The sequence below is a fragment of the Pseudomonas sp. XWY-1 genome (assembly GCF_002953115.1).
GTDB classification, from domain to species: Bacteria; Pseudomonadota; Gammaproteobacteria; order Pseudomonadales; family Pseudomonadaceae; genus Aquipseudomonas; species Aquipseudomonas alloputida.
On record NZ_CP026332.1, the window covers coordinates 5286175 to 5301059 of the forward strand.

The 14885-nt window shown below is 63.2% G+C and carries 14 protein-coding genes; 2 read left to right on the top strand and 12 right to left on the bottom strand.

Annotated elements, in window-relative coordinates:
- Positions 1-2: 2 nt before the first annotated feature.
- From PRJ_RS24775 to PRJ_RS24820, 10 genes are all read right to left on the bottom strand, one after another.
- Positions 3-1190, bottom strand: coding sequence for an ATP phosphoribosyltransferase regulatory subunit (locus PRJ_RS24775; protein WP_010955481.1), 1188 nt, complete (start codon positions 1188-1190; stop codon positions 3-5).
- A 301-nt stretch (positions 1191-1491) separates the two neighbouring features.
- Positions 1492-2361: a protease modulator HflC gene (hflC, locus tag PRJ_RS24780; protein ID WP_014592592.1), complete on the bottom strand. Its 870-nt coding sequence runs from the start codon at positions 2359-2361 to the stop codon at positions 1492-1494.
- On the bottom strand, positions 2361-3542 hold the full coding sequence (hflK, locus tag PRJ_RS24785) for an FtsH protease activity modulator HflK (protein ID WP_104962644.1): 1182 nt from the start codon (positions 3540-3542) through the stop codon (positions 2361-2363). Before hflK ends, hflC begins: the two co-directional genes overlap by 1 nt.
- A gap of 96 nt (positions 3543-3638) precedes the next feature.
- Positions 3639-4940 (bottom strand): ribosome rescue GTPase HflX, encoded by a 1302-nt coding sequence (gene hflX, locus PRJ_RS24790; RefSeq protein WP_012274456.1) that lies wholly within the window; start codon positions 4938-4940, stop codon positions 3639-3641.
- Between the two features lie 12 nt (positions 4941-4952).
- A complete protein-coding gene (gene hfq, locus PRJ_RS24795) occupies positions 4953-5213 on the bottom strand; it encodes an RNA chaperone Hfq (RefSeq protein WP_003249532.1) in 261 nt (86 codons plus the stop codon).
- A 94-nt stretch (positions 5214-5307) separates the two neighbouring features.
- Positions 5308-6279: a tRNA (adenosine(37)-N6)-dimethylallyltransferase MiaA gene (gene miaA, locus PRJ_RS24800; protein WP_104962645.1), complete on the bottom strand. Its 972-nt coding sequence runs from the start codon at positions 6277-6279 to the stop codon at positions 5308-5310.
- 1 nt (position 6280) lies between these two features.
- On the bottom strand, positions 6281-8179 hold the full coding sequence (gene mutL, locus PRJ_RS24805) for a DNA mismatch repair endonuclease MutL (RefSeq protein WP_104962646.1): 1899 nt from the start codon (positions 8177-8179) through the stop codon (positions 6281-6283).
- Entirely contained in the window at positions 8179-9609 is a 1431-nt protein-coding gene (locus PRJ_RS24810; RefSeq protein ID WP_104962647.1) for an N-acetylmuramoyl-L-alanine amidase, read from the bottom strand. The genes mutL and PRJ_RS24810 overlap by 1 nt, the downstream gene beginning before the upstream one ends.
- 11 nt (positions 9610-9620) lie before the next feature.
- The gene (gene tsaE, locus PRJ_RS24815; RefSeq protein WP_003249523.1) at positions 9621-10094 is read right to left on the bottom strand and encodes a tRNA (adenosine(37)-N6)-threonylcarbamoyltransferase complex ATPase subunit type 1 TsaE; all 474 of its coding nucleotides are present in this window, start codon (positions 10092-10094) and stop codon (positions 9621-9623) included.
- On the bottom strand, positions 10082-10942 hold the full coding sequence (locus PRJ_RS24820) for an NAD(P)H-hydrate dehydratase (RefSeq protein WP_104962921.1): 861 nt from the start codon (positions 10940-10942) through the stop codon (positions 10082-10084). The genes tsaE and PRJ_RS24820 overlap by 13 nt, the downstream gene beginning before the upstream one ends.
- 65 nt (positions 10943-11007) lie before the next feature.
- On the opposite strand from PRJ_RS24820, the gene queG reads away from it, so the two are divergent.
- A complete protein-coding gene (gene queG, locus PRJ_RS24825) occupies positions 11008-12072 on the top strand; it encodes a tRNA epoxyqueuosine(34) reductase QueG (protein ID WP_104962648.1) in 1065 nt (354 codons plus the stop codon).
- Positions 12073-12212: 140 nt separating this feature from the next.
- On the opposite strand, the gene PRJ_RS24830 is transcribed toward queG, so the two are convergent.
- Together PRJ_RS24830 and orn are read right to left on the bottom strand one after the other, a co-directional pair.
- Complete coding sequence (locus PRJ_RS24830) at positions 12213-12824, bottom strand: trimeric intracellular cation channel family protein (RefSeq protein ID WP_020193322.1); 612 nt, start codon at positions 12822-12824, stop codon at positions 12213-12215.
- A 91-nt stretch (positions 12825-12915) separates the two neighbouring features.
- On the bottom strand, positions 12916-13458 hold the full coding sequence (orn, locus tag PRJ_RS24835) for an oligoribonuclease (protein ID WP_003249514.1): 543 nt from the start codon (positions 13456-13458) through the stop codon (positions 12916-12918).
- Positions 13459-13610: 152 nt separating this feature from the next.
- Here orn and rsgA point away from each other — a divergent pair, with 152 nt between their 5' ends.
- On the top strand, positions 13611-14642 hold the full coding sequence (gene rsgA / locus PRJ_RS24840; RefSeq protein ID WP_003249512.1) for a small ribosomal subunit biogenesis GTPase RsgA: 1032 nt from the start codon (positions 13611-13613) through the stop codon (positions 14640-14642).
- Positions 14643-14885 lie beyond the last annotated feature (243 nt).

Below are 14885 nucleotides of genomic sequence, written 5' to 3' on the forward strand. Positions count from 1 at the left end.
ACTCACTGGGCCAGCGGCAGAACCTGCCAGCGCCCGTCTTGCTGAATCAATTGCCGATCACAATCCGCCTCGAGAGCAGCACTCAACGGCTGGCCAGGCAGAGCCTGAACCACACGCTGGCCCTCGTTGCGCAACTGGCAGACTTGCTGCCAGAGGGCCGCATCGCCACTGTCCGGCATCCAGATGCCGCCAGTTGGCAATACGACCTCCGCTCGCCCCAGTGTGACCAGGGTCTTCAAATCCGTGGAGAAGCCGGTAGCCGGGCGTGCCCGGCCAAAGTCGGCGCCGATATCGTCGTAGCGACCGCCCTGGGCGATCGATTGGCCTTCGCCTGGCACGAACACGGCGAACACCACGCCCGTGTGGTAGTGGTAACCCCGCAGCTCGCCGAGGTCGAAGTACAGCGGCAGGTCCGGGTAGCGCGACGCCAGGCGATCAGCGATTGCCAGCAGGTCGTCCAGCGCCGCCAGCACGCTGGCCGGGGCGCGACCGAGGCGCACGCGGGCTTCAGCCAGTACTTCACGACCACCGCATAGCTCGACCAGAGCGCGCAGCATGCTGCCCAGGTCTTTCGGCAGGTCGGCGGTCAGCGCCTGCACTTCATCGACAGCCTTGCGTTGCATGGCGTCGAACAACTGCTGTTCGACCGCGCCAGACAGGCCGGCGGCACGGGCCAGGCCGCGGTAAATACCGACGTGGCCCAGGTCCATGTGCACATCCGGCACATCGGCCAGTTGCAGCGTGGCGAGCATCAGGCTGATGACTTCGACGTCGCTGGTAGGGCTGGCATCGCCGTACAGTTCGGCACCCAGCTGGATCGGGCTGCGCGAGGTGGACAGGGCACGCGGCTGGGCGTGCAGCACGCTGCCGGCATAGCACAGCCGGCTCGGGCCTTCACGGCGCAGTGTGTGCGCATCGATACGCGCTACCTGCGGGGTGAAGTCGGCGCGGAAGCCCATCAGGCGGCCGGACTGCGGGTCCACTACCTTGAAGGTGCGCTGATCCAGGTCCTGGCCGGCGCCGGTAAGCAGCGACTCCAGGTACTCGATATGCGGGGTGACGACCAGTTCGTAGCCCCAACTCTGGAACAGGTCCAACACCTGGCGGCGCGCGATCTCGATGCGCGCAGCCTCAGGTGGCAGTACTTCCTCGATGCCATCTGGCAGCAGCCAGCGGTCTACCGTTGCCATTACGCCATTTCCCCTCTGGTCCGGGCGGCTTGCCAGCAGGCAAACCGTCAGAAAAGCCGGTATCGCGCACAGCAGCGGGCAGCACTGATCCCAGCGCAGCCACCGTACCCGACACCCTCAAATTGCCTTGCGAGCTGACCAAACCGTCAACCGGCGCTGAGCCAATCAACCTTGCAGACGCAAAAAAGCCGGGAAATTTCCCGGCTGCCTCATCATACACCCCTTTTCATTCAGGATGCACCCCGCCTGGTGCATTAGCTGCCAGGCGGGGCGCCGCTGCATGAAAATCAGGGCCTGAGCATCAAGGCCTGCTCTTGTCCAGGTAACGGAAGAACTCGTTCTTCGGATCCAGGACCATCACGTCGCTCTTGCTCGAGAAGCTCTCGCGGTATGCCTGCAGGCTACGGTGGAACGCATAGAAATCAGCGTCCTGGCTGTAGGCCTTGGCATAGATAGCGGCCGCCTGGGCATCACCATCACCACGGGTTTCTTCTGCTTCGCGATAAGCCTCGGCCAGCAGCACACGGCGCTGACGGTCGGCATCGGCACGGATACCTTCAGCCAGCTCGTTACCCTTGGCACGGTGCTCGCGGGCTTCACGCTCACGCTCGGTGCTCATGCGGTCGAACACGCTGCGGTTGACTTCCTTCGGCAGGTCGATGGCCTTGACGCGCACGTCGACCACCTCGATGCCCAGCTCCTTGCTCGCCATGCGGTTCAGCGATGCAGTGATGTCAGCCATCAGCGCGTCACGTTCACCGGAAACCACTTCGTGCAGGGTCCGTTTACCGAACTGGTCGCGCAGGCCACTTTCCAGACGACGCGACAGACGCTCGTCGGCGATCTGCTTCATGCCGGACGTGGCGGTGTAGAAGCGTTCAGCGTCCTTGACACGCCACTTGGCATAGGCGTCGACCATCACCGCTTTCTTTTCCAGGGTCAGGAACCGCTGGGTCGGAGCGTCGAGGGTCATCAGTCGGGCGTCGAACCTGCGCACCTGGTTAACGTATGGAATCTTCACGTGCAAGCCTGGCTGAACATCCGCCTCGACCACCTTACCGAAGCGCAGCAGTACCGCACGCTCGGTCTGGGACACGATGTAGAAGCTGTTCCAGGCCACGATGGCCAGGACCACGGCGGCGATCAGGGCGATCAGCGATCTATTGCTCATCAGCGGCTCTCCCTAGTACGCAGCGGCTGCTGTTGCTGTTGCATGTCCTGCGCGGCACGGGCGGCCGCATCGTTGGCCGATGGCGACACGCTGGTGGTTGGCACGGACGGCCTGCGGCTGCCCTCGACCATCTTGTCCAGCGGCAGGTAGAGCAGGTTGCTCTGCCCGTCCTTGGTTGCCACCATGACCTTGCTCGAGTTGCTGTAGACCTCTTGCATGGTCTCCAGATACAGACGCTCACGGGTTACGTCAGGTGCCTTGCGGTACTCGGCAAGCAGCTTGGTGAAGCGGTCTGCCTCACCCTTGGCGCGGGCGATGACTTCGTCGCGGTAACCATTGGCGTCCTCGATGATGCGCTGGGCCTGACCACGGGCTTCCGGCACCACGCCATTGGCATAGGACTCGGCCTGGTTGCGGGCACGCTGCTCGTCTTCGCGGGCGCGGATCACGTCGTCGAAGGCTTCCTGCACTTCACGCGGGGCTGCCGCGCTCTGTACGTTGACCTGGGTAACGGTGATACCGGTACGGTAGGTATCGAGGAAGCGCTGCAGGCGTTCGCGGATATCCACGGCCATCTGCTCACGCCCCTCGGTCAACACCTGGTCCATCGAAGTGGAACCCACCACGTGACGCAGTGCACTCTCGGTCGCGTGCTGCAAGCTCACCTCAGGCTGGTCGACGTTGAGCACGAAGTCCTGCAGGTTGCTGATCTTGTACTGGACGGTCAGCGGCACCTCGACGATGTTCTCGTCTTCGGTCAGCATCTGGCCCTGCTTGGTGTAGGCACGCTCACGCGTGACGTTTTCCATGAACTTGCGATCAAGCGGCGGGAAGTAGATGTTCAGGCCGGGACCGACCGTCTCATAGTACTTGCCGAGGCGCAGCACAACCGCCTGCTCCTGCTCGTCGACCACATACACGGCGCTGTACAGCCAGATTGCAGCCAGCACCGCCAGGCCGATGCCCAGCAGGCCCAGGCCACCGCCCTTGCCGACATTGCGATCACCGCCGCCACGTTTCTTGCTGCCGCCGAACATGCCATTCAGGCTGTCCTGCAGTTTGCGGAAGGCCTCGTCCAGATCCGGTGGACCTTTCTTGTCACCACCGCCGCCACCGCCACCACGGCGGCCGCCCCAGGGATCCTGATTGTTCGAGTTGCCACCCGGCTCGTTCCAAGCCATAGCGCTCTCCATCTGATAAAGCAAAGACGCGCCCACGGCGCGCCGTCCAATGCTACAGAATGCCTGTCACTGCTGCCCGGCGACCTCGACGAGCATTTATTGCAAAGTGTGTTGCTCGACAAACACTTGCGGCTCCATGCCTTCGCGGCTGACCAGGCGATTCAGTTCGACCATGGGCAGTCGCACGCTCAGCAGGCTGCGCCCTTCTTCATCATGCTCTTCACTCTGCACGGCACCCAAGGCAAAGAATTGCGCGCGCAAGCGGGCAAAACGCTGCTCCAGGCACAGGGTACCGACAAACAGATCATCCCCCAGCAACTCGGCAACCGCCTGGCCAACCAGCTCCAGGCCACGCCCATCGCGTGCCGATACCCAGACCCGTTCCGGCTTGCCATCGGCATTGCGCTGGATCTGTGGCTCGACATCTTCGAGCAAGTCGAGTTTGTTGTACACCTCCAGTATCGGCAACCCCTCGGCACCGATCTCGCCCAACACCGCCAGCACCTGCTCGATCTGCTCCATGCGCTCTGGCTCATGGGCGTCGATCACATGCAGCAACAGGTCGGAGTTGCTCGACTCTTCGAGCGTAGCCCGAAATGCCTCGACCAGCTTGTGCGGCAGGTGGCGAATGAAGCCTACGGTGTCGGCCAGCACGATCGGCCCCAGGTCGTTGAGCTCGAGCCGGCGCAGGGTCGGGTCGAGGGTGGCGAACAACTGGTCCGCGGCATACACCTCGGATTCGGTCAGGGCGTTGAACAGCGTGGACTTGCCGGCGTTGGTATAACCCACCAGCGACACCGAGGGGATATCCGCGCGCTTGCGCCCGCGACGCGCCTGCTCACGCTGACTGCGCACTTTCTCCAGGCGCGACTTGATCTGGCGTATACGCACCCGCAACAGGCGGCGGTCGGTTTCCAGCTGGGTTTCACCCGGGCCGCGCAGGCCGATACCACCTTTTTGTCGCTCAAGGTGAGTCCAGCCGCGCACCAGCCGCGTGCTCATGTGCTCCAGCTGGGCCAGTTCGACCTGCAGCTTGCCTTCATGGGTACGCGCCCGTTGGGCGAAGATATCGAGAATCAGCCCGGTACGGTCGAGCACACGACACTCGAACACACGTTCAAGGTTGCGCTCCTGACTAGGCGTGAGGGTGTGATTGAAAATCACCAGGTCTACCTGTTCGGCATGGACCAGGTCGTGCAGCTCTTCGACCTTGCCACTGCCAATCAGGTATTTGGCGGAAGGCTGATGCCTTGTCACCGTGACCAGCGAGACGATGTCGGCACCGGCCGACAATGCCAACTCCTGAAACTCCTGCGGGTCTTCGCGCGCCTCAGGGTTCTGACCTTCCAAGTGAACGAGCAACGCCCGCTCACCACCACCGTGGCGCTCAAAGAACAATGCAGGCTCCTATCAGGCGTTGCCTGGCTCGCTGTCGCCGTGCTCGCTGTCGGTCGGGCTTGGCAGGCGGACCGGACGGGCCGGAACTACGGTCGAGATGGCGTGCTTGTAGACCATCTGGCTGACGGTGTTCTTCAGCAATACCACGAACTGGTCGAACGATTCGATCGAGCCCTGCAGTTTGATACCGTTGACCAGGTAAATGGATACCGGGACCTTTTCTTTTCTCAAGGTGTTCAAGTAAGGGTCTTGTAGCGAATGCCCTTTTGACATATGCCGCACTCCTGTAAGGATAAATAATAGAAAATCAATAAAATCGATAAATTAGGCCGCCCCTTCGCAAGAATAGACGGCAATCAGCAGGGACTCAGCTCAATATGGAGATGGCCCCAAGGTATTTCAAGGTGCGGGACAGATTGTCGCAGGCCAGGCTGTCAAGCCAGTGCACTTCAGGCCAGCCACGCAACCAGGTGAACTGCCGCTTGGCGAGCTGCCGGGTAGCGATGATACCGCGTTCACGCATCTCATTCTCAGTCAGCTTGCCATCCAGGTAATCCCAGACTTGCCGATACCCCACTGCCCGTATAGACGGCAGCCCGGCGTGCAAGTCACTTCTGGCTCGCAGCGATCGGACCTCGTCAACGAAGCCCTGTTCCAGCATCTGCGAAAATCGTAACGCAATTCGCTGATGCAAAATGTGACGATCTGTAGGAGCAATCGCCAAACTGGCGACAGTATAGGGCAAATGTCCGCCGGCGCCTGCGTCTGCGCCGCGACTTTCCGCGAATTGACGCCGACGATGAGCTGTCATGCTCTCGCCGCTCACCCGGTACACCTCCAATGCCCGGATCAGCCGCTGCGGGTCATTGGGGTGGATACGTGCTGCGGACTCCGGGTCGACTTCGGCCAACTGGCGGTGCAGCTCGACCAGGCCCAGGGCTTCAGCCTGCGCTTCCAGCTCGGCGCGCACCGCCGCATCGGCGGCCGGCATGTCGGCCAGGCCATCGATCAACGCCTTGTAATAGAGCATGGTGCCGCCGACCAGCAGCGGGATCTTGCCGCGCGCGGTGATCTCGGCCATGGCCTCCAGCGCGTCGGCACGGAACTGCGCGGCGGAATAGCTCTGGGCCGGGTCGAGAATGTCGATCAGCCGGTGCGGGTGGGCAGCGAGGACTTCTTTCGACGGCTTGGCCGAACCGATATCCATGCCCCGGTAGACAAGTGCCGAATCGACGCTGATCAGTTCACACGGCAGCACTGTGGTCAGTTCGATGGCAAGGTCGGTCTTGCCGGCCGCCGTCGGACCCATCAGGAATATTGCAGGGGGCTTGCCGCTCATTTCATCGACCGCGCAGGAAAAGTTTGTCCAGATCGTCCAGGCCCATCTGGGTCCAGGTAGGACGGCCATGGTTGCACTGGCCGCTGCGCTCGGTGTTTTCCATGTCGCGCAGCAGGGCGTTCATCTCGGGAATTGCCAGTCGCCGGTTGGCGCGCACGGCGCCGTGGCAAGCCATGGTGCCGAGCAGCTCGTTGAGGTGCGCCTGAATGCGATCACTGGTGCCGTACTCCATAAGGTCGGCAAGCACGTCCTGCACCAGGCGGTTGGCTTCAGCCTGCTTGAGCAAGGCCGGGATCTGGCGAATCGCCAAGGTCTCGGGGCCCAGGCGCTGCAATTCGAAGCCCAGGCGCTGAAACCACTGTGCATGCTCTTCGGCACAGTCGGCTTCACGCTGGCTGAGGGCCAGGGTCTCCGGCACCAGCAGCGGCTGGCCGCTCAGGCCCTCGCTGGCCATGGCCACCTTGAGGCGCTCGTACATTATCCGCTCGTGGGCGGCGTGCATGTCCACCAGCACCAGGCCAACAGCATTCTCGGCCAGGATGTAGATACCCTTGAGCTGCGCCAGGGCATAGCCTAGCGGGGGAATGTCGCCCTGGCTTTCGGGCAGTGCCGTCGCAGGCGCAGCACCTGTTTCCAGCGGCTTATAGAACTCGCGATACACCGCCTGTGCCTCTGCGGCCGGCAGCGGCTGCGAGGGACGTGGGGTGTACTGATACTGGTAACCGGCGCCACTGCCACCATTGGAAAACGACTGTTGCGGGGCTCGAGGCTGTTCAAGCACCGGCGAGGCCAGGCGCATTTCACCCTGGGGCCCGAACTCACCGGCCTGCTGGCCGGTGGGGCGAACCAGCTCAGGTACGGCAGCAGGTGCGGCCAGCTGGTCTTCCGGACGTACATCGGCCAAGGCACGGTGCAAGGTGCCATACAGGAAGTCATGCACCGAGCGCCCTTCGCGGAACCGTACTTCATGCTTGGTTGGGTGCACGTTCACATCGACGCCGTTGGGCTCCAGTTCCAGGAACAGCACGAACGTGGGGTGGCGGCCGTTGAACAGCACGTCCCGGTAGGCCTGACGCACGGCATGGGCGACCAGTTTGTCGCGCACTGCCCGGCCATTGACGAAGAAGTACTGCAGGTCTGCCTGGCTGCGCGAGAACGTCGGCAAACCGACCCAGCCCCAAAGGCGCAGGCCGTTGCGTTCCACGTCGATCGGCAGCGCCTGCTCCATGAAGCCCGGGCCGCAGATGGCACCCACCCGCCGCGCACGGGCGACTTCGTCGTGGGCCTCGTGCAGGCTGAGGATGCTCTTGCCATTGTGGCGCAGGTGGAAGCCGACATCGAAACGGGCCAGCGCCAGCCGCCGGATCACTTCCTGCAAGTGATCGAATTCGGTTTTCTCGGCTTTGAGGAACTTGCGCCTGGCCGGGGTATTGAAGAACAAATCGCGCACTTCCACCGAGGTACCGACCGGGTGCGCCGCCGGCTGCACCCGCGGCGTCATGTCGCGGCCTTCGGTTTCTACTTGCCAGGCCTCACTGGCACTGGCGGTACGCGAGGTCAGGGTCAGGCGCGCCACCGAACTGATCGAGGCCAAGGCCTCGCCACGGAAGCCCAGGCTCAATACCCCTTCTAGGTCTTCCAGCTCGCGGATCTTGCTGGTGGCATGTCGGGCCAGGGCCAGCGGCAAATCGTCGGCAGAAATACCGCTGCCATCGTCCCGCACCTTCAGCAGTTTGACGCCGCCCTGCTCGACTTCGATATCGATGCGCCGGGCACCGGAGTCCAGGCTGTTTTCCAGCAGTTCCTTGGCCACAGACGCAGGCCGCTCGACAACCTCGCCGGCGGCAATCTGGTTGGCTAGCCGCGGGCTGAGCAGCTGAATTCGCGAACCGCCACTCATCATTGCGCGGCCAAGGTGGTGGCGGGTACATCGAGGCGCTGGCCAACCTTCAGCTCATCGGTCTTCAGGCTGTTGATGCTGCGCAGACTGGCCACACTGACCTGGTAACGCACGGCGAGCATCGCCAGGGTTTCGCCAGGGCGTACGGTGTGTTCACGCGGGCCGGCGGCGATCTTGCCGGTGTCACGCAGCCAGGCGATATAGGTGCCGGGCGGCGGGTTCTGCTGGAAATACTGGCGCACCCCGGTACGGATCGACCGGGCCAGCGCCTGCTGGTGGCTCGACGAGGCCAGCTTGGCTGCTTCGTTGTTGTTCGAGATGAACCCGGTTTCAACGAGGATCGACGGAATATCCGGCGATTTCAGCACCATGAACCCGGCCTGCTCCACGCGCTGCTTGTGCAACGAAGTAACCCGCCCCATGTTGCCCAATACCTTTTGCCCCACGTTGAGGCTGGAGCTGAGCGTAGCGGTCATCGACAGATCAAGCAGCACGCCAGCGAGCATGCGGTCCTTGTCGTCGAGGCTGACATTACCCGCACCACCGATCAGGTCAGAACGGTTTTCCGTGTCGGCCAGCCAGCGCGCCGTCTCGGAGGTGGCGCCACGATCGGACAGGGCGAACACCGAGGCGCCAAAGGCTGCGCGTGACGGGGCCGCGTCGGCGTGAATCGAAATGAACAGGTCGGCGCCTTTCTTGCGGGCGATTTCCGTACGCTTGCGCAGCGGGATGAAGTAATCGCCGGTGCGGGTCAGCTCTGCACGGAAACCTTTTTCGCTGTTGATCTGACGCTGCAGCTCCTTGGCGATCTGCAACACGATGTCTTTTTCGTGCTGGCCACGCGAGCCGGAAGCGCCAGGGTCTTCGCCGCCGTGCCCGGCATCGATGGCAACCACGATGTCACGCTTGCCACTGGGTACCGGTGGTAGCTTGATCGCCGGCTGGGCCGGCGTCACTGGTACCGCCGGCGTGGTCGCAGGCGTTTGTACCGGGGCCGGAGCAGGTGGCGGCGCGCTGGCCGCGATAGCGTCAGCTTCCTGGTCATACAGGTCGACCACCAAGCGGTTGCCGTACTGTGCATTGGGCGCCAGGGTGAAGCTTTTCGGGGTAACCGACTTTTTCAGGTCGACCACAACCCGAAGGTCGGTTGGCGTACGCTGTGCCGAACGCACATTGCTTATCGGCGTGTTGGAGGTGGCCACATTCAGTGGCGCGGCCAGTGTTGCGCCATTGATGTCGATGACCAGGCGATCGGGTGCGCTCAGGGTGAAGACACTGTGCTGCACGGGGCCAGACAGGTCGAAGACCAGCCGCGTGTTGTCCGGTGCGCGCCACAGGCGCATGCTCTTGACTTGAGTGACGGCCAGAGCCTCAACGGTCACCGTTGTCAGCAGCAGCCCAACGATGGCGACCAGTGCGCGTATGCGCATACCTACCCCACTTACTGTTTATAGTGTTCGGCCAGTGCCACGCACCAAGCCTCGCCGCGAGCCCCCTGCGGCGAAAGGTTCAGCGAGCGTCCACTCGCTTGGGGGCTTATGGTAATGGTCAGGTCAGGCTTTGGCAAAACGCCCGCACCCTTTTGTGGCCATTCGAACAGGCACAGCGGGTCGCCCTCGAAATAGTCACGAATGCCCATGAACTCAAGCTCCTCCGGGTCGACCAGGCGATACAGGTCGAAGTGAAAGGCTCGGACCTCGCCGATTTCATAGGGTTCGACCACGGTGAACGTCGGGCTTTTCACAGCACCAGTATGGCCCAGACCGCGGATCAGGCCACGCGACAGGGTAGTTTTACCCGCGCCCAGGTCGCCCTCGAGGAAAATCACGCCGCGACCGCCGGTCACCTCAGCCAGTGCTGCACCGAATTTGACCGTGGCCTCTTCATCGGCCAGAAACAGATTTAAGCCAGACACGCAGAATGCTCCTCCAACAACTCACGAATGGCCGGCGCCAGATCACTGGCCGCCAGGCCTCTACCTTTTTTCCCAAGGCGCTCGCCGGCACAGGCGTGCAGCCACACCCCCAGACAGCCCGCTCCCCAGGCATCCAGGCCTTGGGCCAACAGGGCTGCCAGCACCCCCGTCAGCACATCGCCCAGGCCGGCGCCGGCCATCGCCGGGTGCCCGCGCTCGCACAACGCCAGCTGCCCGCTCGGGGCTGCCACCAGTGTGCCAGCACCTTTGAGCACACAGACGCTGTTATAACGGCGCGCCAGCTTGCGCGCGGCACCAGGGCGGTCGGCCTGCACCGCCTCGGTGGCAATCCCCAGCAGCCGCGCCGCCTCCCCCGGGTGTGGAGTAAGGATGCTGCCACTGGGCAGGGCCAGCGGGGTGCGCGCCAGCAAATTCAGGGCATCGGCATCCCACACTTGCGGCCGCTCGGCGTTGGCCACCGCCGACAGCAGGCTGCGGCCCCACGCCGCCTGCCCCAGGCCGGGCCCGACTACCAGCACCGAGGCGCGCTCCAGCACGCCCATCAGCTGGTTGGCCGAACAGACACCCAGGCACATGACTTCGGGCAGGCGCGCCAGGCTGGCCGACACGTGCTCGGGCCGGGTTGCCACGCTGACCAGCCCGGCGCCGCAACGCAGGGCGGCTTCGGCACTGAGCAACACAGCGCCTCCGGTACCCAGGTCGCCCCCGACCACCAGTACATGGCCAAAGTCGCCTTTGTGGGCATGCGCCTGCCGTGGCGGCAGGCGGGCAACCGTCACGCTGCTGAGCAATTGTGGGGCATTACTGGGGTGTTTGGTCTGCGGCATGGGGTCAAAGGCTCCAATGTCTGGCAGAATTATACGCACCTGAGCCCGTATTGCCTTGCCCATCCATGTCCGCCTCTACACCTGACCTCGCCCAACTGGCCCAATCGATCAAGATTTGGGGCCAGGAACTCGGTTTTGCCCATGTTGGCATCGCCGGGGTCGACCTTGGCGAACACGAACACCACCTGCAGCGTTGGCTCGACGCCGGTTATCAGGGTGAAATGGAATACCTGGGCGCCCACGGCAGCAAAAGGTCACATCCCGACCAGCTGATCCCCGGCACGGTACGCGTGGTCTCGCTACGTATGGACTACCTGCCCGGCGACACGCAGATGGCGCAGCGCCTGGCCCAGCCCGAGAAGGCCTACGTGTCACGCTACGCGCTTGGCCGGGACTACCACAAGCTGGTGCGCAAGCGCGTGCAATTCCTTGCCGACCGCATTCAGGAGGCCATCGGCCCGTTCGGCTACCGCGCCTTTGTAGACAGCGCCCCGGTACTTGAAAAAGCCTTGGCCGAACAGGCCGGGCTGGGCTGGATCGGCAAGAACACGCTGTTGCTCAACCGCAAGGCGGGTAGCTACTTCTTCCTTGCCGAACTGTTCGTCGACCTGCCGCTGCCGGTGGACGAAGCCACCACCAGCGAGCACTGCGGGCGTTGTCAGGCCTGCCTGGACATCTGCCCGACACAGGCGTTTGTGGGGCCCTATGTGCTGGATGCGCGGCGCTGTATCTCGTACCTGACCATCGAGCTAAGGGGCGCGATCCCTGTCGATTTACGCGCAAAGATGGGCAACCGAGTGTTCGGTTGCGACGACTGCCAGATCGTCTGCCCCTGGAACCGTTTTGCCAAGCACAGCCAGGAGCAGGACTTCCAGCCACGGCACGGGCTGGAAAATACCGACCTGGCGGCGATGTTCCTGTGGGATGAACGCACCTTCCTGCGCAAGACCGAGGGCGGGCCTTTGCGGCGGGCGGGGTACGAGCGGTTCTTGCGCAACCTGGCGGTGGGGTTGGGCAATGCGCCCTCCACGATTCCGGTTATCGAAGCGCTGAAGGCCAGGCGTGACGATGAATCGGAATTGGTGCGCGAGCATGTGGAGTGGGCGCTGGCCCGACACGGAGCTCAATAGCGACCAGCCTCAGAGCATGCGCCATCCTTGTGGGAGCGGGCGCGCCCGCGAAGCAGGCAACACAGGGAATGGCACCGGCTTCGCCGGTGTTCGCGGGCACGCCCGCGCCCACAAGGGCCATGTTGCGCTTGTAAATTGCGTCACTGCTGGTCGTTGTAGTGGAACTTGGGCATTTCCCAGTGGAAGCGTATCGCCAACAGGCGCAACAGGAAGCCGCCAAACAAAGTCAGCAACATCGCCTGCTCCGCCGGCACCTTGAAATACACGCATCCCAGATAGAACCAGGCCGCCGCAAATGACACGCTGGCATACAGCTCACGGCGGAACACCAGCGGGATGTCGTTGCAGAAGATATCCCGCAGGATCCCGCCGAACACCCCGGTGATCACCCCGCTGATCGACGCCACCAGCATGCCCTGCCCCATCTCCAGCGCCGTCATGCAACCTATCAAGGTAAACGCCACCAACCCCAGGGCATCGAGCACCAGGAACAGCGAGCGAAGGCGGCGCATCATTGGCGCGATGAAAATAGTCAGCAGCGCCGCAAAACTGGTCAGCACCAGGTACTCAGGGTGCTTCACCCAGGTCAGCGGATAATGCCCGAGCAGCACATCACGCACCGAGCCGCCCCCAAGCGCAGTGACGCAGGCGATCAGCACCACGCCAAACCAGTCCATGCCGCGACGCCCGGCAGACAGCGCGCCAGTCATGGCTTCGGCGGTAATGGCAATAAGGTAGAGCATCAACAACATGGTGCGGGTCCGTGCAGGAAAGGCGCGCAGTCTAACCAGTTGCCCAAGGCACCAAAAGGGGGCGCAGATACAATATCTGCGCCGTTTCGACTCACAGCTTGATGAAGTGCTCGCGATAGTGACGCAGTTCGGCGATTGATTCGCGGATATCGTCCAGCGCCAGGTGGGTATTGCCCTTCTTGAAGCTGTCACGCACGTCCGGCGCCCAGCGCGCGGCCAGTTCCTTGAGGGTGGAGACATCCAGGTTGCGGTAGTGGAAGTAGTTTTCCAGGTTGCGCATGTGGCGGTAGAGGAAACGACGATCCTGGCAGATGCTGTTGCCGCAGATCGGCGACTTGCCTTTAGGCACCCACTGCTCGAGGAAGGCGATGGTCTGTGCCTCGGCTTCGGCCATGCTGACCTTGCTCTCGCGTACGCGCTGGGTCAGCCCCGAAGCACCATGGGTGCGGGTGTTCCACTCGTCCATGCGCGCCAGCACTTCGTCACTGTGGTGGATGGCGATCACCGGCCCTTCGGCCAAGGTATTGAGCTCGCTGTCGGTGACGATGGTGGCCATTTCGATGATGACGTCGCTGTCCGGATCCAGGCCGGTCATTTCCAGGTCGATCCAGATCAGGTTCTGTGGGTTTTGCATGCAGGGGCTCCTCATATAGGCGGTCATATTAGCCTAGTGGCCAAGGCACGCCCATTCACGGCATAAAGCTGAGCAGAATAGTCCAGCGGCGGGCGTGCTAAACTGCCTGCCGTTTTCAATGCCCCACGCCGGGCCTCTCTTACGGTACCTTCATGGCCAAACGCCAGCTCAATCGCCGCCAAAACTGGCGGATCGAAAAAATCCAGGGCGAGCGCGCCGCTCGCGCGGCCAAACGCGAGCAGCATGCACTGCAGGAACTGGAAGGTGGCGACCTGGGGCCGGAGCAACTGGGCCTGGTGATCGCGCACTTCGGCGTGCAGGTAGAAGTTGAAGCTCAGGATGGCGAAACCGCAGGCCAGGTGTTCCGCTGCCATTTGCGCGCCAACCTGCCAGCACTGGTCACCGGCGACCGTGTCGTGTGGCGTGCGGGTAACCAGGGCATCGGCGTGATCGTGGCGCAGATGCCGCGCAGCACCGAGCTGTGCCGGCCGAACAATCATGGTCAACTCAAGCCGGTGGCAGCCAACGTCGACCTGATCGTGATCGTGTTCGCCCCGGCGCCGGAGCCGCACCCGAACCTGATCGACCGCTATCTGGTAGCAGCCGAGCACGCCGGCCTGCGCCCGCTGCTGCTGCTGAACAAAGCCGACCTGATCAACGACGAGAACGGCCCCGGCCTGCATGCGCTGCTGGAGGTCTACCGCGAACTGGGCTACCCGCTGCTGGAAGTTTCGGCACACCACGGCGATGGCATGCAGCGCCTGCAGCAGCAACTCGACGGCCATATCAGCGTGTTCGTCGGCCAGTCGGGGGTGGGCAAGTCGTCGCTGGTCAACAGCCTGCTGCCAGACGCCGGCACCCGCGTCGGCGACTTGTCGGAATGGTCAGGCCAGGGTACCCACACCACCACCACGGCGCGGCTGTACCACTTCCCCAACGGCGGCGACCTGATCGACTCGCCGGGTATCCGCGAGTTCGGCCTTGGCCATGTCAGCCGCGACGACGTGGAGGATGGCTTCATCGAGTTCCGCGACCTGTTCGGCACCTGCCGCTTCCGCGACTGCAAGCATGACCGCGAACCGGGCTGCGCGCTGCTCAAGGCACTGGAAGAGGGGCGCATCAAGCCGCAGCGCATGAACAGCTACCGCTCGATCATCGCCAGCCTGGCAGAAGACAGCTACTGAAACGCTCGAATTGAAAGTTGCCGCGATCCCTTGTAGGAGCGGGTTTACCCGCGAATACGGTGGCGACTGCAACGGTGAACGGCGGGTGGAAATTGGCCAGCAGGTCCGGCCCTTTCGCGGGTGAACCCGCTCCTACGACGGCCTGCGCCCAATCACCGATGCGTATGTAGGAGCGGCTTTAGCCGCGAACACCGGCAACGCCGGTGCCATTCACCGCGCTGGAGGCTTCGCGGGTAAACCCGC

Bases quoted from the DNA above. Each gene is read 5' to 3' on its own strand.
- PRJ_RS24775 (WP_010955481.1), bottom strand. From the start codon at position 1,190: ATGGCAACGGTAGACCGCTGGCTGCTGCCAGATGGCATCGAGGAAGTA.
- hflC (WP_014592592.1), bottom strand. From the start codon at position 2,361: ATGAGCAATAGATCGCTGATCGCCCTGATCGCCGCCGTGGTCCTGGCC.
- hflK (WP_104962644.1), bottom strand. From the start codon at position 3,542: ATGGCTTGGAACGAGCCGGGTGGCAACTCGAACAATCAGGATCCCTGG.
- hfq (WP_003249532.1), bottom strand. From the start codon at position 5,213: ATGTCAAAAGGGCATTCGCTACAAGACCCTTACTTGAACACCTTGAGA.
- miaA (WP_104962645.1), bottom strand. From the start codon at position 6,279: ATGAGCGGCAAGCCCCCTGCAATATTCCTGATGGGTCCGACGGCGGCC.
- mutL (WP_104962646.1), bottom strand. From the start codon at position 8,179: ATGAGTGGCGGTTCGCGAATTCAGCTGCTCAGCCCGCGGCTAGCCAAC.
- PRJ_RS24810 (WP_104962647.1), bottom strand. From the start codon at position 9,609: ATGCGCATACGCGCACTGGTCGCCATCGTTGGGCTGCTGCTGACAACG.
- PRJ_RS24820 (WP_104962921.1), bottom strand. From the start codon at position 10,942: ATGCCGCAGACCAAACACCCCAGTAATGCCCCACAATTGCTCAGCAGC.
- queG (WP_104962648.1), top strand. From the start codon at position 11,008: ATGTCCGCCTCTACACCTGACCTCGCCCAACTGGCCCAATCGATCAAG.
- PRJ_RS24830 (WP_020193322.1), bottom strand. From the start codon at position 12,824: ATGTTGTTGATGCTCTACCTTATTGCCATTACCGCCGAAGCCATGACT.
- orn (WP_003249514.1), bottom strand. From the start codon at position 13,458: ATGCAAAACCCACAGAACCTGATCTGGATCGACCTGGAAATGACCGGC.
- rsgA (WP_003249512.1), top strand. From the start codon at position 13,611: ATGGCCAAACGCCAGCTCAATCGCCGCCAAAACTGGCGGATCGAAAAA.